Source organism: Pelotomaculum schinkii, assembly GCF_004369205.1.
Taxonomy (GTDB): Bacteria; Bacillota; Desulfotomaculia; order Desulfotomaculales; family Pelotomaculaceae; genus Pelotomaculum_C; species Pelotomaculum_C schinkii.
In genome coordinates, this window is record NZ_QFGA01000001.1 from 1,079,415 (window position 1) to 1,100,593 (window position 21,179).

Here is a 21,179-nt window from a genome sequence, read left to right on the forward strand (position 1 = left end):
ACTCTTTTTTAACCTCAGGGGCCTTCAACCCTTGCTGTGAATGTTTTCACGCTATATCACCTCGTATAATAGTATTAGAACCACCGGACAACCAAAATTCCAATTGAGGGAAATATGGGTAATCCAGATAGGTTCGGGAACCGGTTCCCAAAGTACGGGTACCGAGACCAACAAAAATCATTTGCCTATTCCACAGCGGGTATGGTCCTGGTACCGGTCAGTCGCGCGACTACTGTATTGTGGAAATAGCCATTGAAGTGGTTGGTCAACAGTACCTGAAATATGGTGGTGATACTAAGACATTAAATAATCATACAATATCAACAATCCAAGCTCTGAACGCCATTGTGCGAATGGGCAGTGAAGTCCTCTTAGATGGGTATGGGTTGTTATGATGATAATAGCTTTTATGCCGGCCCCCCAGGTCACTGTTTAGCAGCTACCTTGGCCGGGCCGGTTTTCTGTTACCTTTTTTAGTGCATTGTTTTTCAAAATAATGATAAAATCCATCTTTGCGCGAAGGATGCGTAGCATCCGTAGAGCGCACGAATTAGTTTCGGTTATTTGTCAAGCAGTGTCTGGACATGGGCGCCTTTTTACGGGACAATGTGACCAACAAGTTGGTATGGGGATATTTCTTCTTCCCCTCGTGGAGCCTTTAGGGTTACTACTTCGTGAAGCCTGTTACCCTTGGTCCGCCGTCCTTTTCTAACCGCTGGTTGTACCCCCGGCTTTATGGTGATGGGATTTTGCAGCTTCCCATTCATGCACCCACCTGACCGGGTGAGTACTTATTACGAGGCTGAGTAAGGCGGTTCCCAAGGGCGCCCAGGTCCTGTACCTTGCTTGATTTCTTTTGGAGTGGAGGTGATCTTTTGAGCAAACTTTTTGTCGGTATTGATGTTAGCCTGCGCAAAAACAATGTTCGCTGTATTAACAGCAATGGTGATACTGTACGTAAGTTTAACGTGCCCAATACTTTATCTGGAGCCCAAGCGCTGGTAGATCATGTTGCACAGGCTGCAGTACTCAACTCCTCGCAAGAGGTGGTGCTGGGCTTGGAGGCCACCTCCAATTATGGCTACCACCTGGCCTCTTTCTTTAAAAGCTCGGATAAGATGGCCCCGTTTTCACCACAGGTCCATGTGCTAAATGCCCGTGTCGTACATCAGTTCAAGAAGTCTTATAACGACCTCCCAAAAAACGACGACGTGGATGCCTGGGTTATTGCGGATAAGTTGCGCTTTGGTCGCCTCCCACAGGAGGTCTTTATGGATGAGCGTTTCCTTGCTTTACAACGGTTAACCCGTTCTAGATTTCACCTGGCGATGATGATTTCACGGGAGAAGACTTATTTTCTTAATAACCTTTTCTTGAAGTTCAGCTCTTTACGCCAGGAGAAAATTTTTTCTGACCAGTTTGGCGCTACGGCTATAGCAGTCGTGCAGGAATTTTTATCCCCGGATGAACTCGCCGCTATGCCACTGGAGAAACTGGTGTCCTTTCTGGAAGAGAAGAGCAAAAACCGTCTGGTAGACTCGGAAGGAGTAGCCAAGGCCCTGCAAAAGGCGGCCCGATCTTCCTACCGTCTGAGCAAGTCTTTAGCTGACCCGGTAAATGCTTCTCTGGCCACCAGTATCAGTGTAATCAAGGCCATGCAGTCTGAGCTTAAAAAGTTGGACAAGCTGATTGCCAAACATCTGGAGGCGCTTCCTCAAACATTGAATTCCATCAAGGGTATCGGCCCAGTTTATGCCGCCGGTATCCTGGCTGAAGTTGGCGATATCAAACGCTTTAAAAATCATAAGTCCCTGGCCAAATTTGCCGGGCTGGTATGGAATGAACAACAGTCGGGTGAGTGGAAGGCCGAGGATATCCGGCGTGTCCGCTCTGGCAACAAGTACTTGCGCTATTATCTTGTAGAGGCCGCTAACCTGATTCGGTTGCATGATCAGGAATATGGCTGTTTCTACCGGGTCAAGTACGATGAAGCCCATACTCATAAACATAAAAGAGCCCTCGTCCTTACCGCAAGAAAATTGGTCCGGCTGGTTTATGCTTTGCTGCGCACGAACCAGCTTTATACTCCCAGAAAGAGGGGTGATTAATCGCCTCCCTTAGCTGGACCACCCTCTCAGACCCAGATATTGTAATTTTCTGGGCTTAGTTTGTTATATTCTTTTGTCTCGCATAATGAAATATTTTTTCCAATTCTTTTTTAAAGTGGGCTTGACATTTTACCGCTGGGCTTTTGCTCTATTACGATGGTTAAGGGTAAACGCATCCTTGCGCCTTTACCCTTATTCGCCCCTATAGCCACTTATATCGTCTGGCGAATAATAGTCGACAATTCCCGCTTCACCTGGTGCAACATCTTTCCGCTGGTGGCAGGCAACTGGGCCAACTCCGCCTGGGGAATAAAAGGAATTACTTTCATTGTATAAGCGCCGGCCTGTTTAACCACAACAGCCACCTGTTTTAAATGCTCCTCGTTTAGCCCGGGTATTAAGACCGTGTTGACCTTAATCAGTATACCTCTTTTCCTTGCTTCTCGAATGCCGGCCAACTGCTTGTTTAGAAGAAGTTCTGCAGCGGAGATTCCCTGATAGGGCTGATTATTGTAAAAAACCCAGCCGTATATTTTCCGGCCCAGGGCGGGGTCGACGGCGTTAACCGTCACAGTGACGGCCCTCACACCAACAGCATAAAGCTTTTCAGCATAATCTTCCAAAAGCAGGCCGTTGGTGCTGACGCACTTGATCAGCTGCGGAAAGTGGTTATGCACACGTTCCAAAGTATCCAGCGTTTCCTTGTTAGCGAGAGGCTCGCCAGGCCCATTAAAGCAGACTACCCGGATACGCTCGCTCTGCCGCTGAGCGTTATGCAGCTTCTTAAAGGCTTCCCGGGGTGACAATGTTTTGCTGACGCGGCCGGGAAGATTGTCGTTCATACAGTCGTATACCCTGGAGCAGTAATGGCACCTGATATTGCAACCGGCAGCCACCGCCAGTGGATACCGGTCAAACCAGCGTTCAACAGCGGAATTGAAACAGGGGTGCTGGCTTAATATCCACTTTTCCTCAAGAGACATTGCTAACCACAACTCCTATCCTGCTATGAAAATAACTGTACAGCTGTTCAGCTCACAGAGGTGCGAATTCATTCGCACAAATGTTACATTAGCTACAACAAGTTCGGCGCTGACGCGCCGTGTGCGATTGAAATCGCACCCACATCGCCAAATTTTCATTCGCTGCTGGTACCGCCTTTAGCGACACTGGTGTCTAACTTACGATGTATTCTGTTAAGGCTTAGGTTGAAAATATAAACAGGATCGTTATATGATAATAATGGCCGCACCCGGGACCGGGCGCCTTATGGTCAGGGAGTATCCCTTCCCATCCGGACCGGGTACGGCCATATTTTATCCAGGTTGATAAATAGTAGCTCATGCTGCAAGATGTGCGGGTTTGAATGATTACCTCAACCGCTCTTTTTACTCAGCTTCCCTAATTTTTTAGCCGCGTGTTTAAGCCCGTTTTCGACGGTGTCATACAGCTCAAAACTTAATATGCCTTTTTTCAGCAGCTTTTCCCTGGCCTGATAGCCAATCCGCAGAGATAGCACAACATTGCAGTCCTGCAAAGCGTTCACGGTATTCCGCCGGTCTTCTTCATCGCAATCTTCCTTACCATTGCAGTAACGGAGCACCTTACGCTTTTCAACCAGTTGAAATACCTCACCGTCTCCCCTGTAGATGGCAAACTCCGAGGTGTGACCGAAGTGCCGGTCCACCAACCGGCCGTCACCGGTAGCCACGGCAATGCGGTATTGTTCCCGGTCCGCTTTTTCCGGGACCTCTGGGTTGGTCTCTTTGGCGACTTCCGGATCGCGAAACTCCAAAGACCGGTCATCCCCCAACAAGCCGATGGCGTCGGCCCGGCACTGCCGGCAATGGCTCATCTGTGGCAGCACAACCTCACAAATGGCCCTCATGATCTTAATATCCCTCATACTGGTCTGGGAGTAGTTTTCAAAAGTACTCCCCCCGGCCGGGATTAGCGGCATAATGTTGGTGAGCGAGGCCCCCAGATCTTTTACATTTTTGACGATAACGGGCACGTGACTGTCGTTGATACCCTGGATCATCACGATGTTGACCTTGACCAATACCCCTTGAGAAGTCAATTCCTTTATTCCTGCTATCTGATTTTGAATTAAAATGGACGCGCCATAAGCACCCTGGTACCTTTTCCCCTGATAGTGCACATGGTGATAAATTTTTTCCCCAATAGCCGGATTCAGGCAGTTAACCGTGACGGTGACATGCCGCACACCTAGTTTAACGATCTCTGAAGCATATTCCGGCAGCATCAACCCGTTGGTTGACAGGCAGAAAATCACCTCGGGGTCATACTCCTTGATTAACTCAATCGTCCTTCTGGTGCTCTCCCAGTTGGCCAGCGCATCACCCGGTCCGGCAATACCGGCTACGCTGAGGTTCTCCATATGCTTTTTGACTCCCATGTACTTGGCCAGTGCCGCTTCCGGTGTCAGGATTTCACTGGTGACGCCCGGCCTGCTTTCATGCAGGCAGTCAAATAAACGGTTGCAGTAATTACAGCTGATATTGCACGCCGGCGCAACTGGCAAGTGCATTCTGGCATATTTATGGCTGGCTCCGCATGTGAAACAGGGATGCCGGCTTGTTTTTTTCTGGATGTCCGAGGACAGGGGATGGATGTTCTTAACAGTGTTGTCTTTGCCGTTCATTTATGCTCACCTCAAACTTCCTTCAGCCAGATTGTCGCTTTCAGGCCTCGCAGTAAACATGGCGCGCGCGGTAGTAATTATGATAACTTTCCAATAGTGTGAAGGCGTGTCTCCTTACCTTCGCAGGATGGCTTTTCAACCTGTGATCAAAGATGAATCATAAAAATGAATATTGAATGCAACCGCCCGTTCCAGGGAAACGCTAAACCGCTTTGGGTTCGAAGCTATAGGCTTTTTTGACGCAGGTCATGCCGCAGGCCCTGCAACCAATGCATTTATCCTTGTTGGCAATGGATGCGCGCATCCGGTCTTCTTCCTCGTCATCAAGGTATCCAAAACCCAGAACGCCCTGAGAGCATACCTTGACACAGCGACCGCAACCGATACATTTTTCAGGGTCGATACTTGCCACGAATTTGGGAGTCCATTCCGACCCGCCGTAGTTTAATCCCTTGTACACTTGCATTCCAATGTTTCCTCCTTGATCTTCATTTCTTCAGCTAAACGTTTGCGCAACCATGGAGGCGGATTGCCTTTCAGCAGCGTGTGCAAACGCTGCAGCTCGTCTTCGATAAGGGTACTTGCGTTCACTTTGAGCGGATGAATTTTCTGCTGGACCAGCCGGGCCGCGGCCGGCCCCCCGATTTGCGTGCAGTAAACCACCGCGCATTCCCGCAGCGTCTCCGCGCGGATTTCGACCTTATCATCTTCGGAGAACTGTTCCGGGAGGTGGATCATACCGGTAAACCGGATGTTATCAGGGGTAACATCATAGACGGCAAAGGCGGGAGCCAGACCAAAGTGGGCGTCGACCCTATCTTGACCGCCCATGGTAGCAAAAGCGACACGCATGAACAGCACCTCCATAGCCGGCCGTTACTTGGCCATAGTATTTAAAACATCGATCAGAAATTGTTGGGTCCCGCGATAGCCCACCCACACTTTTTGTGGTATACCCACCCTGTCAAAAACAGGCAGCCCTGCTCTCAAGTGGGGGATCTTTTTGGGGCCGGCCACCTGACGGGCGTTGGAATTGCCAATAACCAGGTGGCTGCCGGCGGCTATGTCCTCCAGGTGTTCCAGATCGCCCACGGCAACCGGGATGCCGGGGGGCATCGCCTGCAGCCCGAGGGGTGAGGCAGTCAGCGCCCCCTGAACAATAGCTCCCACTTCCGTAAGGCTGCCGGTCAGGGCGACCAGCAAATCGGCTTCCAGGGCCAACACGACCCTTTTCGTACCTAGTTGATCGTGGTAATCGGCCATCGTATCCAACAACCGGCTGCGCTGTCTCAACAGCTTCTCCGGGATCGGTTTTTCAGAAAGCTCGGCAAGCTTAAGGATAAAAGCATCCACAGCTTCCAGGCCGGTAAGGGAGTCCACTTGATGATGCGCTACTCCATGGCGTTTTTCCAACGCCGCGCCAACTCCCGTCATACTGGGACCGAAGGAAAAGGCGGCCTTACATCCCGGCAGCCGGCGAATATCCGAAAGAGAAATCCCTCCCTGCACAACTGGAGCAGGTTCCAGCTCGTCATGGCCATCCAGGGATGTGGAAATGTCCGGCAGAGACAACGGCTCAAAACCAAAAAGGTCCAGGATTTCCTTGAGTTCTTCCACATCTGCCGGGCTAAAATGCGCCCCGGGAAACAGGGCTACCGTTTTGGCTTCGCGAGGCGCGGGTTCTGAAGCCAGGGTCTCCAACAAGGCCAATACCGCCCGAAGGTAGCCTTCTTGCAAAGAACCGATATAATCCGGGGTCTGGGCCAGCACCACCGGAGTTGCCGCAAGGTCGGGACGTTCCTGCAACAGACTCGCCCAAGCGCTGTTCATGTCGTCGCCGAAAGTTTCCGTCAACCCGGAACTCATGACCCCGATGATGCGCGGCTTAAACTTGTCGGCCGCTTTGGCGATACCTTTTTTGAGATGCTCCCATCCCCCAAAGATAGCCGTTTCCTCCAAGAGGGCCGTGGAGTTCAGTGGGATCGGCTCTTTGAAATGGCGGGACAGTTGGAGACGAATAAAAGTGGAGCAGCCTTGCGATCCATGCAGGAGCGCCAGGAGTCCGTCCACGCCCATATAAGCCATGGTGGCTCCCAGGGCGGGGCTGTTTTTCTGGGGATTCCCCGTGTAATGGCGCTCGGCCAGGCTCACGCTGTTTTTCATGCCTGCTCACCTCCCACCGGAGGGAAAGGCTGCCGCATCAGTTCCCAGACCGGACTGAATACGGTGCGGGAAACGGCTTGAGCAAAGGTGACCATGCCCTGGTATCCCGCGTAGGGCAGGTTGCGGCCGTGGTTGATATCCAGAAAAGGAGTACGGGTTTTATGCGCCGTGTATTTGATCTTGCCCCCGGCCACGATCAGATCAGGCCGCTTCTCTTCAATCAGGGTGAGAAAGCCCGCGGCGCTGGTATCTTCAATGATCTCGGCGGAGGGGTCCATGAGCGCTTTCATGCGCAGGAAATCTTCAGGTGTTGAATTCTGTGTTCCCCCGGCCAGAACCTCAATGCCAAGTTCTTTTAAGGTCGTCACCATGGACCATGTCTTAACCCCGCCGGTAAATAGAACGGCTCTTTTGCCCGCCAGGCGTTTTTGGTATGGTTCGATGATTTGACGGATCTTGGCCTCCTGTTCGCATATATGCGCTTCGGCGCGTTTCATCAAACCGGGGTCGTCAAAAGCGCGGGCAATGGCCCTCAAGGTATGACTCGTATCATGAATACCGTAAAAAGATCCTTCGATATAGGGGATACCCCACTTTCTTTCCATTTGCTTGGCCAAATTGGTCAGGCTTTTGGAACAAACCAGGATATTCAGTTGAGCCCGGTGGGCGGTGCGCAAGTCATCAAAACGCGCGTCCCCGCTGATGCAAGCCTGCAAATGAATCCCCAGAGCATCCAGGGACGGTTGTATACCCCAGAGATCACCGGCGATGTTGTACTCACCTATGAAATTGATCGCCGGTTTGTAGGTCTTTTCCGGCTCGGCGGTACCGATAACGTGACGGAACAACACCTCGCCGGAGATCCGGTTGCCGATGTTCTTGTCGCCCATGAATCCCGGGGCGTTGACCGGGATTACCGGAACGGATACATGGGGCTGCGCTTTTTGGCAAGCGGCTTCCAGGTCGTCTCCGATCAAAGCCGAAACACAGGTGGCGTAAACAAAGACAGCTTTGGGCTTGTGCTTGTTGGCAACTTCTATGATGGCCTGGGTCAGCTTGTTTTCCCCGCCGTAAACAATGTCCATCTCCACCAGATCAGTGGTCAAACCCCTGCGGAAAAGCTCCGGCCCGGAAGATTTCGCGCCCCGGTTGTCCCAGGAATTTCCCGCACAGGCAATGGGTCCGTGCACGAGATGAGCCGCGTCGGTAACCGGCATGAGGACCACCCTTGCTCCGTCAAAGGCGCAGCTGCGTTCCGCGCCTTCCCCCGGCAACGCTTTCATACACAGTTTTGGCGCCCCTTTGTCTTCCAGGGGGCAGTTGTCTTTCAGTTCCAGTTTGGAGAGAGTGACAAACACCGGGTGACCTCCTTTCTGCCTGTATAGTGGCTGATATTTTCTGGAGACTTGGTTTGTGTGTCAATATAGCTGTAGACCGTAGGCAATGTAGTCGTAAGTCGTAAGGCGTAGGGCGTATAACGATTTTCATCCCCAAAGCAGGTATGTCCCCCTGACTTTTGAATGATTTGTTATCTCAGGATTTCAAAACGTTCCTCGGGACAGTTACGGTCGTACTCGTCGATAAAGATGTTGGCAATCATGGTGATCAGGTTGATCGCCCCTTGATAGCCGACGATGGGCTGGCGGTGCAGGTGTACACGATCCGGCAGGTAATAGCCGATGCGGGCCATGGGGATATCGGCGTCTTTGGCAATCTGCTTGCCATGGGAGTCACCGATCAGCATATCCACCGGATCGGTGAGCAAGAGGGAGCGCAAATGCCAGAGGTCTTTACCGTTGTACACCTTGCCGTGAGCCCCAAAGGGGCTGGACGCCAGCAGCGCTTCCATCTCTTTGCGGAAGGGCTCGTTGCCGTTGCTGCAAACGATATGCGCCGGGACACCGCCCATATCCAGCAGGAATCCGACGAGACCAAGCAGCAAATCCGGATCGCCGTACATGGCAAAGCGCTTGCCGTGGATGTACTGGTGGGCGTCAATAGCCGCGTCCACCGCACGTCCTCTCTCAGCTTCCAGTTCGGCTGGAATGGATTTGCCGGTCATCTCATGCAGGGTCATGAGGAAGGCGTCGGTGTTGCGGATGCCGATGGGCATGGTTACCGCTTCGCTCGTGATCTTCTGCACGTTCTCGACAAACTTCCGGGTGCCCACGGTGGAATACTTCTGCATGAAGATGAAGCCGGAAGCGTTCAGAGCGTCTGCCAGTTCGCCCATGGGTGTACCGGGCTGGTACATCTTGTACTCACCGGTATGAGGAGAATCAAGGGCCTCCGTGGGATCAGGCAGCATGGTCATATAGATGCCCATACTGGTAACCAGGCGGCGGTATTCCCGCAAATTGGCGGGATAAAGGTCAAACCCCGGAACCACATATAAACGGCCATTGGTCCATTTGCCTTGGCGCGGGTCGGCCAGAGACTGCAGGAAGCCCTTTAACATGTTGTCAAAACCGGTGATGTGCGAACCCGTGAAACTCGGGGTGTTGGCAAAAGCGATGGGGAAGTCGGCCGGTATAGCCTCTTGATTTCGCGCATTGCCAATAAATGATTTCATGTCGTCTCCGATCACTTCCGCCATACAGCTTGAAAAAATAGCCATTATCGCTGGTTTGTAGGTGGCATAGGCGTTTTTCAAGCCTTCGATCAAGTTGGCCTGACCACCGAAGACCGCGGCGTCCTCCGTCATCGAGTCTGATACCAGCGGTACGGGCTCACGCACATGCCTGGTCAAGCAGGAACGGAAATAGGCGGCGCATCCCTGAGAGCCGTGCACAAAGGGAAGGCACCCGTCAATTCCCAAAGCGCAAAGCATCGCGCCAAAAGGCTGACAGGTCCTGGCCGGGTTGACGACCAAGGCTTGCCGGGCAAAATTCTTTTCTTTGTATTCTTCTGTAGCCATCCATTCCAGCACAGATTGGGTGCAATTACTGGTTGCCTCGCCCATCAGCGCACCTCCTTCTCTTTTTTCCACGGCGCTTTCGCCAACGTCCTGGTCGGGCTGTTTATGGCCATATCCATATCCCGGGCGAAGATGGGGAAGCCGTCATAGCCATGGTACGGCCCCGAGTAGTCCCAGGAGTGCATCTGGCGGAAGGGAAAGCCCGCTTTTTCAAAGACGTATTTTTCCTTGATCCCTGAACCGACGAGGTCGGGCCGCATCCTGTGAATGAATTCCCCTAACTCATGTTCAGTCGCATCATCATATATGATGGTCTCATTATTCATCTGGGGGAAGGTCCGATCATAATCGTCCTTGTGGGCAAATTCGTAACCCGTGCCGATCACTTCCATGCCCAGATCCTCATAGGCGCCTATGGTGTGACGGGGACGCAAACCGCCGACATAGAGCATCACCCTTTTGCCCTCCAGGCGGGGACGGTACTCGTCGATCACTTTCCGCATCAGCGGCTCGTACTTGGCAATGACCTCTTCACCTTTACGCTGGATGGTTTCATCAAATTGGGCGGCGATTTTACGGATGGACTCCTTAATCTTGGTCGGCCCGAAGAAGTTGAACTCCAACCAGGGAATACCGTAGGTCTCTTCCATATGCCGGCAGATGTAGTTCATACTGCGGTAGCAGTGGATCAGGTTCAGTTTGACCTGGTGGGCCGCCATCATCCCCTCCACAGTGCCGTCGCCCGTCCAGACGTTGCGGACTCTTAAACCCATCTCTTCAAGAATTTTTTTGGAAGCCCAGGCATCCCCGCCGATGTTGTAGTCACCGATCAGGGATATGTCATAAGGGCCTGCGTCATCACGTTCCCTTTTCCCCAGCAGGTGATCCCGGACCGCGTCGTTGGCGATATGGTGGCCTAAAGACTGGCTGATGCCGCGGAAGCCTTCACAGCGAACCGGAACAATGGGGACATCCAATTCCTTCATCATCTTCTTGGCTACGCTCTCGATGTCATCTCCGATCAAACCCACCGGGCACTCGGAACAAATGGAAAACCCCTGGACGCTTGGGAACAATTCTCTGGCTTCCCGCAGGACCTTTTCCAGTTTCTTATCGCCGCCATAAACAATGTCACTTTCCGAAAAGTCCGAGGTGAACTGCATCGGCGTAAAGCTTTCGACGCCCACTACGCCCTTGGTCAGGTTGCGCCGGCCTCCCCAGGAGTAATAGCCGCAACCGACCGGACCGTGGGATAGATGGATCATGTCTTTCAAGGGTCCCCAAACAACACCTTTAGCGCCGGCATAGGCGCAACCGCGGGCTGTCATCAATCCTGGAACGCATTTTATGTTTGCCTTGATGGCGCAGGTAGAACCCTCTTCCTTGACAACAATGTGTTTGGCTCTTAGCTTTCTGGCCTTTTCCGGATAAACAGATAAGACTTCTTCAACCATTGAAGCGTTAGGTTTTTCTCCCACCGCGGTCACCTCCGATTCGTTGATTTATTATTTCGGTTTATTGATCATTACACCAGCTTGGCTGCTGCGGTCGCTTCGTCTTCCAGGATGCCATACTCCATGAGGAGTTCTTCGAGTTCATCCATGGTCAACGGGGTCGGAACAACCATTTTTTTATTTTCGTCGATTTTTTTAGCCAGAGCGCGGTATTCGTCCGCCTGCGGGTGTTTTTCGTTATACTGGATGACGGTCATCCGGCGCAGTTCCGCCCGCTGAACTTCGTTGTCACGGGGAATAAAATGAATCATCTGGGTGCCCAAGCGCTTGGCCAGTTCATCAATTAACTCATATTCTTTGTCAGTTTTCCGGCTGTTGCAAATCAAACCACCCATGCGCACACTGCCGGAGGTGGCGTATTTCAAAATCCCTTTGGCAATGTTGTTGGCAGCGTACATCGCCATCATCTCGCCGGAACAAACAATGTAAATTTCCTGGGCTTTATTCTCCCGGATGGGCATGGCGAAACCGCCGCAAACCACGTCACCCAGGACGTCATAAAAGACGTAATCCAAATCCGGGGTATAGGCGCCGTTTTCTTCCAGAAAGTTGATGGCTGTGATCACACCACGCCCGGCGCAGCCGACACCCGGCTCAGGGCCGCCTGATTCGGCGCAACGAACGCCGCCATAGCCCTGATACAAAACATCACTCAGTTCCAGATCTTCCACCGTGCCTCTTTCCCTTGCCAAATCCATAACGGTGGTCTGCGCTTTGATATTCAGGATAAGTCTCGTAGCATCAGCTTTGGGGTCACAGCCGACAATCATGATCTTTTTACCCATCTCGGCTAAAGCTGCCACCGTATTTTGGGTGGTGGTGGACTTACCGATGCCGCCTTTTCCATAAATAGCAATTTGCCTCATAAGATCGCTCCTCTCTTTTAAGATGATACTATTTTCTAAGATACAGCCCGGGGACCGTTTTCACCGGTCCTTACCCTGACCACCTCTTCCAACGGGCATACAAAGATTTTCCCGTCACCGATATGTCCAGTTTGATTGGCCTTGATTAAGACGTCTACAGCCTTGGCAACTTCGTTATCCTGAACAACCAGGGTCAACATACGTTTGGGAATCCACCTCATTACGGCTTCCGGCACCAGATTTACATGTTGCAAGAGCGGATTAAGATGGGGATCCACTTCCGCAGCCCAGCCGCCCACGCCTTTTTGCTTGCCGCGTCCTTCAACACTCTGAATGGTAAGAGCGTTGAAGCCGGCATCTTCCAGAGCCTTTTTGGAAGCAGGGACCTGATGGCGCCTGATAAATGCGATAATTTCTTTCATCTGCCCTCGCTCCTTTACAGCTCAGCTTCGCCGGTTCGTACCGTATAAGCGGCCTCCACGGCTGAGACAAAGACTTTTCCGTCACCAATGTTACCCGTCTTGCCGGCTTCGATAATAATGTCCATTGCTTTTTCAAGATCTTCATCCGGAACAACTGTGAGCAACATAACTTTGGGAAACTCGTCATAACGAATATCACCGACTTGCAAACCCTTGGTCTTACCCCGGCCAAACACGTGCATCTTGGTCATGGAAACAATTCCGGATTCAGCCAATTTCTCAGCGACAGTTTCACTTTTTTCAGGTCTAACTATAGCTCGAATCATCTTCATGGGTATTTCCTCCTCTTTTTACTCGTATAAACACCAAATCGTTCCCGCTCCACCCCCGTAAGCGGCCCGACCAGCTGACGCTTTGGAGGTCCGGCATTACCCAGCCACCTTGTTTTATGTGGTGGAAGACTTACTGATCTTGTCGTAAGCACCAACCCTCCTTGATTTATCCTATTTTTGGCAATAGAAAAGGACGCCCGACCCATCTCTGGGGAATTACAGGCGTCCTTGCCCAATTTTCGTTTTCTGTCGCCGCTGCGCAAACTTACTTAAACTACACTGTTTTTACTTGCGATAGCCACCCTGGCTGAACTTAAGAAGATGTCAAGGGCGTCCCATTCCCGTCTGCCGGGAATAATAGACTAGATCGCCTCATCACCGGTTTCACCGGTTCTAATACGAATGGCGTTGTCAACCTTGTAGGTAAATATTTTACCGTCCCCGATTTCTCCCGTCCTTGCAGTATCAGTAATTATTCGAATTACCTCACTGACATTCTTATCCGGTATAACCATCTCCAACTTGATTTTGGGGAGCAGGTTGATACTGTACTCGGCGCCGCGGTAAACCTCGGTTCGTCCCTTCTGCAGACCGCAACCGATTACCTGGGTTACCGTCATGCCATGTATACCATATTCATTAAGAGCATCTTTAACGTTTTCCAGTTTGCCCGGTCGAAGTATGCATTCAATCTTGGTCAAACGGATCATCTCCTCGCAAATATTTATCCTTTCCTTATATAGATATAGCCCGTTTATGCTTTAAGCTTGAGACACATTATCATCCTTTTACAAGGCCGGCTTAACCGCACCGGCAGTTGCTTTGGCTGCCGGGACTGCAGCAAATGCGGCTAAAGTAGAACCCGAGACCAGGTCGGTATAGGCATCCTCACCGTGCTGGGTGAAATCGAGGCCGGTATCCTGTTCTTCGTCGGTAGCGCGCAGCTTGCTGAAGAGATTGATGACCTTAAGAATGACGTAAGTGCCGACGATAGCCACGCCCCAGGTTACTGCTACAGCAATGAGCTGGTTGACCAACTGTTCGGGATTCCCGAAGAAAAGTCCGTCGCCGCCGGCCGGGTTAACCGCCGTGCTGGCAAAGAGGCCGGTGGCAATGGCCCCCCAGGTGCCGCCGATACCGTGGATACCAAAGGCGTCCAGCGCATCATCATAACGAAGCTTCGCTTTTACCACACTGACCATGAGGTAGCATACCACACCGGAAATCAGACCAATCAATATGGCAGGCATTGGCCCTACAAAGCCGGCGGCGGGAGTGATGGCCACCAGTCCGGCTACCGCGCCGGAAGCAGCGCCCAGTGTGGTCGGTTTGCCATGGTGCAGCCATTCTGCCACTACCCAGGAGAACGCCGCTGCCGCGGTGGCCAGGTGAGTTACAACAAAGGCACTGACGGCAAGTCCGTTGGCGCCTAATGCGCTGCCGGCGTTGAAACCGAACCAGCCGAACCAAAGGAGCGCCGCTCCTAGTACCACAAAGGGCAGGTTGTGCGGGATCATCGGTTCACTGCCCAGGCCCTTGCGCTTGCCCAGGACCAGGCAGGCTACCAGACCCGACACACCCGAGAGGATATGCACAACGGTGCCTCCGGCAAAGTCGAGAGCGCCCAGGTTGCGCAGCCATCCGTCAACACCCCAGACCCAGTGGGCGACAGGGTCATAGACAAAGGTAGCCCAGAGCAGCAGGAACGCTATAAATGCAGGGAAACGCATCCTTTCTGCGAAGGCGCCGGAAATCAGCGCCGGGGTTATTATCGCAAACATCATTTGAAAGATCATGAAGGCTTGATGAGGTATCGTAGCCCCGTAGTCGGGATTGGGATCAATGCCGACATTGCTCAGGCCGAACCAGTCCAGACTGCCGATAATGTGGTTTATATCAGGCCCAAAGGACAGGCTGTAGCCCCATAACGGCCACTGCAGACTAATGATAACCATCGCGAAAAAACTGTACATAATAGTGCTGAGAACGTTCTTTTTCCGGGACAGGCCGCCGTAGAACAGGGCCAGGCCGGGCAGTGTCATGAGCATAACCAGCGCTGCAGAGATCAGGACCCATGATGTGTCACCTGTATCTATAGTTGCTGCTGCCTGGGCTGCATCATCCGCCCAAGCCAAGGCCGGAATGGTCATCATAAAAGTTGAAAACAAGGCAAACGTCCGCAAAAAACGACTTTTCATTTTAACTACCTCCTTAATCTGAGATAAGTTAGACTTAAGATGAGTTAAACCGCCCCGGGATCCTTGCTAAATACCTCTCATTTAAAGCTGGCGCCTGGCTTTGCCAAAGAGGATTTTTATCTTGAGGCCCCGTATAACAGAAAAACGCCCTCGCGACAGTCTTATTCCTGTCTTGAGAGCGTCACTGCTCAAAAATATACATCTTCGTCTAAAAACAAAAGCGCTTTTCAAGAATTTCCTTCTTAAAAAGCGTCATCGCCAATGTAGATACAACTTTGTATCAGTGTTTTTAATTATAGAAATATTATATAAGGCAATCCAATCACTGTCAACGTCTTTTTATGAGAACTTCTGATTTATTTTAAATATCAACTTGCAACCTGGCTATATCCATACCTTGTCCCTAAATCCACAGCGTCTCATACTGTTTCGCGGCCAACCTGGCGCCGGCGTTTCCTTAAGGGCTGAAGATACCATGGTGGAGAGTTGCTAATTGCTGTCATTTATTTCACCACATACGTTTTCAACACGCTTGATGTTTACCTTTGTTTCAAAATAAGGTGTTCCATTTCCCACTTTACTTACCAGATCGCGTGTTAACACGTTAATCCCCCTGCCGGCCTTAATCCACCCCCCCCTGGGGCATACGACAATATCCCTTCTTTGCGCATCGTCCAGCTTTAGCCTGGCCTTCATTTCCCCGGCCATACTTACAATGCGAACTGTATCTCCATCACACAAACCCAGTTTCAATCCCTCTTGTGAATTCATGCGAACCACAAGCAATTCACTCTGTTCAGACAGCGTCAACTCCGAACCAATCCAATCGCGTGCCATAACCGACATTAAATAGAATGGAAATTCTGCGTCATGGCTCGTGGTTGGTGGCTCAAACTCCGCTAAAAAAGAAAACTTGCCCGAAGGAGTCGGGAAAATCCGGCCGGCGTAAGGAACCATAGGAGCGTCCGGAACCCTTACCGGCCCCTTAGAAAGCTCCCCCAAAGCCACTCCCTTGGCAAGCAAAGGAGCCGTCAGCATAGACAACCACTCCTCCGGACTGTGGTTGAATTCAGCTCCGAAGGAGAACCTTGCAGCCAACGCATGAAACATTTCGAAATCAGACTTACTCTCACCTAAAGGTTCAATAGCGCGGTTTACCGGTCCGACATAGTTATGACCGAAACCGGCTGCAATGTCTGTCTCTTCCAGGAACGTAGTAACGGGTAAAAATATATCCGCATAGTCGGCCGTGTCATCCAGGAAGTGCCCCGCTACTACCACAAACGGGGTTTTCGCGAACGCTTTCGCCACCTTTGCAGAATTTGGAGCCATGCTTACCGGATTACCCGCGGTAACAAAAATCATCTCTACAGGCGGATCCTGGGCCATTAAGATCTCTTCCCCGATGAGCGGCATCAAAAACTTTCTGCGAGGCGGATTGAGTTCGTGTCCCATTAAATTCAGGTCATAAGGCCCGTATTCCTCAAAACCCTGACTCACGCCACCGCCAGCCACGCCAATATTACCGGTAATGGCGCTCAAAGCATCAATACTGCGAATGGTATAATGGGCATGTTCCCAACGGTGCAGCCCCCATCCCAAAAGAATAGCGGTTGGCTTTTTATTCATAAGGACTTCCGCCAGCAACTCAATTTGCCCGACAGGAACATCGCAATGGACGGCCAGTTGTTCCACTGTAAAGGAATCCAACACTTTCTTGAAGGCATCAAATCCCTCGCTATGGCGCATCAGGAAGTCAATGTCCTCTGCGCCGCGAGATAAAATGATCTTGGCTGCCGCCATCGCCAAATAGGCATCTTTCCCGGGGGCAGGCTGTATATGGTAATCACAAATACTTCTACTTTCCGATGCCACCGGATCAATTAATATGACCGGACTATCTTGTTTACGTATTTGTTTAATAACAGGCAGCAAATTTATATTGGTAATAACAGGGTTTCTTCCCCAAAGGATCAATGACTTACTGTTAAGATGATCAAATGGATCATGTGAAATGCGGCGCCCGAAATCAAGGTCTTGAGAGGCCTGGCCGGTACCGCCGCAAAGAGTGCCGTGAATAGTGGTAACCCCGCCGAATAAATTAAAAAATCTGTTATTTAATAGTTTTAGCGCCGTACGCTCCCCAAAGCCCTGATAGTACAGAATAGCTTCGGAGCCGAAACGCTCCTTAATCTTATCCATCCGCCCGGCGATTTCATCCAGCGCGTCTGTCCAGGAAATCCGCGCCCAGGCGCTGCCTTTTCTGCGCAGCGGTGTGAGTACGCGTTCAGGACTGTAAACCCGTTTCACAAACCCGGCGCACTTATGGCACACTCTACCCTGATTGACAGGATGTTTCGGGTTTCCTCTTAAGCTTACGACTTTGCCGTGTTCCACCGTAGCGATCAGGCCACAGGTATTGGTACAGTCCCTCGTGCAAGTAGTAATTACTTCTCGCTTCATCGTTCATAATCTCCTATCAAGGCAAGACATCCTTACTGGCAGATCGTCCATATCAATATTCCAAAAAGACCGGCGATTTAAAATCATCACCGGCCTTCTACATCTTTGACGCTTCACATTCTTTATCTGTAAAACCACATCCCTGGCCGTTACTGCAAAGTGCAAGTCAGTATTTTCCCCGGCGAGAATTCATCCGTCTTTGTTTACCGGTACTGCAGGCCCATTCGTAAGCCAAGTCACGACAGGCGCAGTGCAGGTTTTCTATCTTCAGCGGCGGCGTGAAGAGGGGCTTCATCCACATCGTAAAGGGGTGAGGTTACCAATCCGGTATAGGCCGGCATACCGTGTTCAATAACATCCATACCTTCGAACTCTTCCTCCACCGAGACCCTGATCCCAACTGTCTTCTTCAGAGCGCTGAGAATAAGGTAGGTTAAAGCAAAAGCCAGAACCGATACCGACACAACACCCAGAGCCTGCACCCCCAGGAGTTTAAAGCCGCCGCCGTACAACAAGCCGCCATTCTGGGCGAAAAGCCCCACGGCCAGGACCCCCCAGGTACCGTTAACACCGTGGACGGCAATGGCGCCGACCGGGTCATCAGCTTTAATCCGGTCAAAAAACGCTACCGCCAGCACCACCAGTACCCCTGCCACCGCGCCAATAATTACCGCGCTTAACGGGCTGACAAAGGCGCACCCGGCGGTTATGGCTGCCAGGCCCGCCAGCGCGCCGTTCATGGCCATGCTGGGATCAGCCTTGCCGTACCTGAACTTGGTAAAGAGGGTTCCCGCCGTCCCGCCGGCAGCCGCAGCCAGGTTCGTGGTAACGGCAATCCTGGCGATATTCATGTCGAGACCTGAAAGAGAACTGCCGGGGTTAAAGCCAAACCAGCCGAACCACAGGATGAACGTTCCCAGAAAGGCCAGGTGCAGGTTATGGGCGGGCAGCACATTCATCGACCCGTCTTCGTTATACTTGCCCGTCCGCGGACCCAACACCATAACCGCGGCCAGGGCGCTCCACCCCCCCACCGCGTGGACCACGGCAGAACCGGCGAAGTCCAGCATGCCCAGGTTATAGAGCCAACCGCCGGCGGCCCAAACCCAGTGTCCCGCCAGGGGGTAAATCAACCCGGCGGCCAGAACGGTGTAGATTATGTAGGGGCTGAATTTCATCCGCTCGGCAACCGCTCCCGAAACGATGGAAGCCATGGCCATGGCGAAAGCCGCCTGGAAAAGCCAGTAAGCGTAGATGGGCACTCTCAGTTGGATGTGCTCCAGGTTTCCTTCCATAAAAAACCCGCTGGTACCGAAAAGTCCCGCCTTGTCCAGACCGTACATAATGCCGAAGCCAAAGGCCCAATAGCTCAACATGCCTAAAGTACTGTCGGTAAAAACTTTCATGACAATATTCATGGAGTTTTTTGCTCGAATAAAACCGGCCTCTAAAAAGGCAAAGCCGCCTTCCATAAAAAATACCAGGGCTGCGCACAAAAGCACCCAGATGGTATCAATACCTGACGCCAGCTCCTTTATAGTCGGTTCCACAATAATTCCTCCTGTTAATAAAATTAAAAGCGCACTTAGAACCCTGGGTTAAAAAACCCGGTTTTAAGAGCGCCTTTGCCCGACAGGAACCATTCCTGTTATTATGCTGTTAAGTTAACCATCAGTAGATTTACAGGGCGTCTTCGCCTGATTCCCCGGTTCTGATCCGAACAACCTCTTCCACCGGGAAAATGAATATCTTGCCGTCACCAATCGCTTCAGTGCGGGCTTTTTGGCTGATGATATCCACTACATCCTTAACCCACTGGTCTTTCAGCACTATCTCAAGCTTCAACTTGGGCAGCAGATTAATGTTATACTCATGCCCCCGGTAAACCCCCACACGCCCTTTTTGCAGGCCACAGCCCACTACCTGACTCACCGTCATGCCATGAATACCGAACCTGCCCAGAGCCTCCTTAACCTCTTCCAGCTTTTCAGGGCGGATTACCGCTTCAATTTTTTTCACCCTTTGTGTACAACTCCCTTGTTGTTCGTCAATTTTGCCCAAAATAATACGATATATATCCATCCCGCAAAACCTTGCGAAACCGGCCGCCATCGGCCGCGATACAGCTTCGTATCATTGCAGTCAGATTAATTATATATTTGATAAAAAAGACCAGCAAGGGGTATTGTTAAGATTTTGTTTATTTAAACATATACCCTCGGAACACGTTGGTTGACCATGCACGTCACTTCGTAATTAATGGTGCCGATCCTGGCGGCAATATCATCAGCAGAAATTTTCTCACCGTTCTGCCGCCCGATTAGCACTGCTTCGTCCCCTATTTTTACACCGGGGATATCGCCGGCGTCCACCATCAGCTGGTCCATACACACCCTGCCCACGACCGGCGCCCGCCGGCCGTTTAACAGGACTTCCCCCCTTGATGAGAGCAGCCTTGAATAACCATCGGCGTAGCCCAAAGGGAGCGTGGCGATATTTGTGTCACGCTCTGTAGCGTAAGTGCACCCGTAGCTAACCTTGAAGCCGGCCGGGACGTCTTTTACATAGGCCACCCGGGCCTTTAGGCTCATTACCGGGCTGAGCGCAACCCTGCCGCGGTCGACTTCATCTGACGGATACAGGCCGTAGACTATGATGCCGGCCCTGACCAGGTCAAGGTGGGTTTCCGGCAACTCCATTATCGCCGCGCTGTTGGCCGCGTGCCGCAAGGGAAACTCCAGCCCGTTTTGGCGCAGCTTTTCAATGATTTCCATGAACTTTTGAAATTGCCGCTGTGTGTATTGTTTGTCCGCAGCATCGGCTGCGGCAAAGTGGGTAAAAATCCCTTCTATTTCCAGGTTGGGGTTGCGGGCCAGTTCCAGGGTTTCCTGTATCACGCGGGATGGCTCTGTCCAGCCAATCCGCCCCATCCCTGTATCAACCTTGAAATGGACCCTCGCTTTGGTCCCTGCCCGGACGGCAGCTTCCGCCAGAGCAAGCCCCATTTCCCGGGTGTAAACAGCTTGCGTCAGCCGGCGCCGTACCACCTCATCACACTGCTCAGGCGTTATGTATCCCAGCACTAAAACAGGCGCTTCTATGCCCGCCTCGCGCAGAGCCGTACCTTCCGCCACGCGGGCTACACCCAACCAGTCCGCGCCGTTAGCTAGGGCTACCCGGCTGACCTCCACGGCCCCGTGCCCATAAGCATTGGCTTTGACCACAGCCATGACCCGGGCTGTGGCAGCGGTAACCCTGCGAATTTCCCGCATGTTCCCGGCAACCGCCTGTAAATCAATTTCTGCCCACACCGGAAACGGCTGCAAATTCATCCACCTTCTCTGCTATGAAAATAAATGTTCAGCATACGGATTAGTTCCCCATAAGCTCATACATAGCTATGATTTCATACTCAGCGGGTCACGTCAACGACATTCTTTTATCTGTTTTATATTCTCATTAACAATAGCATTTCCTTCATAAAAAAGCAAAACCCTGGCGCCCAGGGTGAGGTTACAAAAGAAACCTTAT

18 protein-coding genes are annotated in these 21,179 nt (G+C 51.7%); 1 reads left to right on the forward strand and 17 read right to left on the reverse strand.

Features of this window, described 5'->3' with window-relative positions:
* Window positions 1-875: 875 nt before the first annotated feature.
* On the forward strand, window positions 876-2,108 hold the full coding sequence (locus tag Psch_RS05165; RefSeq protein WP_134220441.1) for an IS110 family RNA-guided transposase: 1,233 nt from the start codon (window positions 876-878) through the stop codon (window positions 2,106-2,108).
* Between the two features lie 212 nt (window positions 2,109-2,320).
* On the opposite strand, the gene Psch_RS05170 is transcribed toward Psch_RS05165, so the two are convergent.
* The 17 genes from Psch_RS05170 to alr form a co-directional block, all read right to left on the reverse strand.
* Window positions 2,321-3,091: a radical SAM protein gene (locus Psch_RS05170; protein WP_190239370.1), complete on the reverse strand. Its 771-nt coding sequence runs from the start codon at window positions 3,089-3,091 to the stop codon at window positions 2,321-2,323.
* A gap of 392 nt (window positions 3,092-3,483) precedes the next feature.
* On the reverse strand, window positions 3,484-4,773 hold the full coding sequence (gene nifB, locus Psch_RS05175) for a nitrogenase cofactor biosynthesis protein NifB (RefSeq protein WP_190239371.1): 1,290 nt from the start codon (window positions 4,771-4,773) through the stop codon (window positions 3,484-3,486).
* Window positions 4,774-4,975: 202 nt separating this feature from the next.
* Window positions 4,976-5,239 (reverse strand): ferredoxin III, nif-specific, encoded by a 264-nt coding sequence (gene fdxB / locus Psch_RS05180; protein WP_190239372.1) that lies wholly within the window; start codon window positions 5,237-5,239, stop codon window positions 4,976-4,978.
* Window positions 5,218-5,625, reverse strand: coding sequence for a nitrogen fixation protein NifX (gene nifX, locus Psch_RS05185; protein WP_190239373.1), 408 nt, complete (start codon window positions 5,623-5,625; stop codon window positions 5,218-5,220). The genes fdxB and nifX overlap by 22 nt, the downstream gene beginning before the upstream one ends.
* A gap of 24 nt (window positions 5,626-5,649) precedes the next feature.
* Window positions 5,650-6,936: a nitrogenase iron-molybdenum cofactor biosynthesis protein NifN gene (gene nifN / locus Psch_RS05190; protein ID WP_190239374.1), complete on the reverse strand. Its 1,287-nt coding sequence runs from the start codon at window positions 6,934-6,936 to the stop codon at window positions 5,650-5,652.
* Window positions 6,933-8,294 (reverse strand): nitrogenase iron-molybdenum cofactor biosynthesis protein NifE, encoded by a 1,362-nt coding sequence (gene nifE / locus Psch_RS05195; protein WP_190239375.1) that lies wholly within the window; start codon window positions 8,292-8,294, stop codon window positions 6,933-6,935. Before nifE ends, nifN begins: the two co-directional genes overlap by 4 nt.
* A 170-nt stretch (window positions 8,295-8,464) precedes the next feature.
* Window positions 8,465-9,898 (reverse strand): nitrogenase molybdenum-iron protein subunit beta, encoded by a 1,434-nt coding sequence (nifK, locus tag Psch_RS05200; protein WP_190239376.1) that lies wholly within the window; start codon window positions 9,896-9,898, stop codon window positions 8,465-8,467.
* A complete protein-coding gene (gene nifD / locus Psch_RS05205; protein WP_190240232.1) occupies window positions 9,898-11,307 on the reverse strand; it encodes a nitrogenase molybdenum-iron protein alpha chain in 1,410 nt (469 codons plus the stop codon). Before nifD ends, nifK begins: the two co-directional genes overlap by 1 nt.
* A gap of 71 nt (window positions 11,308-11,378) precedes the next feature.
* The gene (nifH, locus tag Psch_RS05210; protein ID WP_134219996.1) at window positions 11,379-12,233 is read right to left on the reverse strand and encodes a nitrogenase iron protein; all 855 of its coding nucleotides are present in this window, start codon (window positions 12,231-12,233) and stop codon (window positions 11,379-11,381) included.
* Between the two features lie 35 nt (window positions 12,234-12,268).
* Window positions 12,269-12,655: a P-II family nitrogen regulator gene (locus Psch_RS05215; RefSeq protein WP_190239377.1), complete on the reverse strand. Its 387-nt coding sequence runs from the start codon at window positions 12,653-12,655 to the stop codon at window positions 12,269-12,271.
* Window positions 12,656-12,669: 14 nt separating this feature from the next.
* Window positions 12,670-12,987 (reverse strand): P-II family nitrogen regulator, encoded by a 318-nt coding sequence (locus Psch_RS05220; RefSeq protein ID WP_134219998.1) that lies wholly within the window; start codon window positions 12,985-12,987, stop codon window positions 12,670-12,672.
* Between the two features lie 362 nt (window positions 12,988-13,349).
* Window positions 13,350-13,688 carry a P-II family nitrogen regulator gene (locus Psch_RS05225; RefSeq protein WP_190239378.1) on the reverse strand — a complete coding sequence of 113 codons (339 nt, stop codon included), beginning with the start codon at window positions 13,686-13,688 and terminating at the stop codon, window positions 13,350-13,352.
* Window positions 13,689-13,775: 87 nt separating this feature from the next.
* On the reverse strand, window positions 13,776-15,185 hold the full coding sequence (locus Psch_RS05230) for an ammonium transporter (RefSeq protein WP_190239379.1): 1,410 nt from the start codon (window positions 15,183-15,185) through the stop codon (window positions 13,776-13,778).
* 489 nt (window positions 15,186-15,674) lie between these two features.
* Window positions 15,675-17,648, reverse strand: coding sequence for a molybdopterin-dependent oxidoreductase (locus Psch_RS05235; protein ID WP_190239380.1), 1,974 nt, complete (start codon window positions 17,646-17,648; stop codon window positions 15,675-15,677).
* A gap of 236 nt (window positions 17,649-17,884) precedes the next feature.
* On the reverse strand, window positions 17,885-19,198 hold the full coding sequence (locus Psch_RS05240) for an ammonium transporter (RefSeq protein ID WP_134220002.1): 1,314 nt from the start codon (window positions 19,196-19,198) through the stop codon (window positions 17,885-17,887).
* A 130-nt stretch (window positions 19,199-19,328) separates the two neighbouring features.
* Window positions 19,329-19,667: a P-II family nitrogen regulator gene (locus Psch_RS05245; protein ID WP_134220003.1), complete on the reverse strand. Its 339-nt coding sequence runs from the start codon at window positions 19,665-19,667 to the stop codon at window positions 19,329-19,331.
* A 185-nt stretch (window positions 19,668-19,852) separates the two neighbouring features.
* Window positions 19,853-20,980 carry an alanine racemase gene (alr, locus tag Psch_RS05250; protein WP_190239381.1) on the reverse strand — a complete coding sequence of 376 codons (1,128 nt, stop codon included), beginning with the start codon at window positions 20,978-20,980 and terminating at the stop codon, window positions 19,853-19,855.
* Window positions 20,981-21,179: the final 199 nt, after the last annotated feature.

Coding starts and splice junctions, on each gene's coding strand:
- Psch_RS05170 (WP_190239370.1), bottom strand. CDS start 3,091: ATGTCTCTTGAGGAAAAGTGGATATTAAGCCAGCACCCCTGTTTCAAT.
- nifB (WP_190239371.1), bottom strand. CDS start 4,773: ATGAACGGCAAAGACAACACTGTTAAGAACATCCATCCCCTGTCCTCG.
- fdxB (WP_190239372.1), bottom strand. CDS start 5,239: ATGCAAGTGTACAAGGGATTAAACTACGGCGGGTCGGAATGGACTCCC.
- nifX (WP_190239373.1), bottom strand. CDS start 5,625: ATGCGTGTCGCTTTTGCTACCATGGGCGGTCAAGATAGGGTCGACGCC.
- nifN (WP_190239374.1), bottom strand. CDS start 6,936: ATGAAAAACAGCGTGAGCCTGGCCGAGCGCCATTACACGGGGAATCCC.
- nifK (WP_190239376.1), bottom strand. CDS start 9,898: ATGGGCGAGGCAACCAGTAATTGCACCCAATCTGTGCTGGAATGGATG.
- nifD (WP_190240232.1), bottom strand. CDS start 11,307: ATGGTTGAAGAAGTCTTATCTGTTTATCCGGAAAAGGCCAGAAAGCTA.
- nifH (WP_134219996.1), bottom strand. CDS start 12,233: ATGAGGCAAATTGCTATTTATGGAAAAGGCGGCATCGGTAAGTCCACC.
- Psch_RS05215 (WP_190239377.1), bottom strand. CDS start 12,655: ATGAAAGAAATTATCGCATTTATCAGGCGCCATCAGGTCCCTGCTTCC.
- Psch_RS05220 (WP_134219998.1), bottom strand. CDS start 12,987: ATGAAGATGATTCGAGCTATAGTTAGACCTGAAAAAAGTGAAACTGTC.
- Psch_RS05230 (WP_190239379.1), bottom strand. CDS start 15,185: ATGAAAAGTCGTTTTTTGCGGACGTTTGCCTTGTTTTCAACTTTTATG.
- Psch_RS05235 (WP_190239380.1), bottom strand. CDS start 17,648: ATGAAGCGAGAAGTAATTACTACTTGCACGAGGGACTGTACCAATACC.
- alr (WP_190239381.1), bottom strand. CDS start 20,980: ATGAATTTGCAGCCGTTTCCGGTGTGGGCAGAAATTGATTTACAGGCG.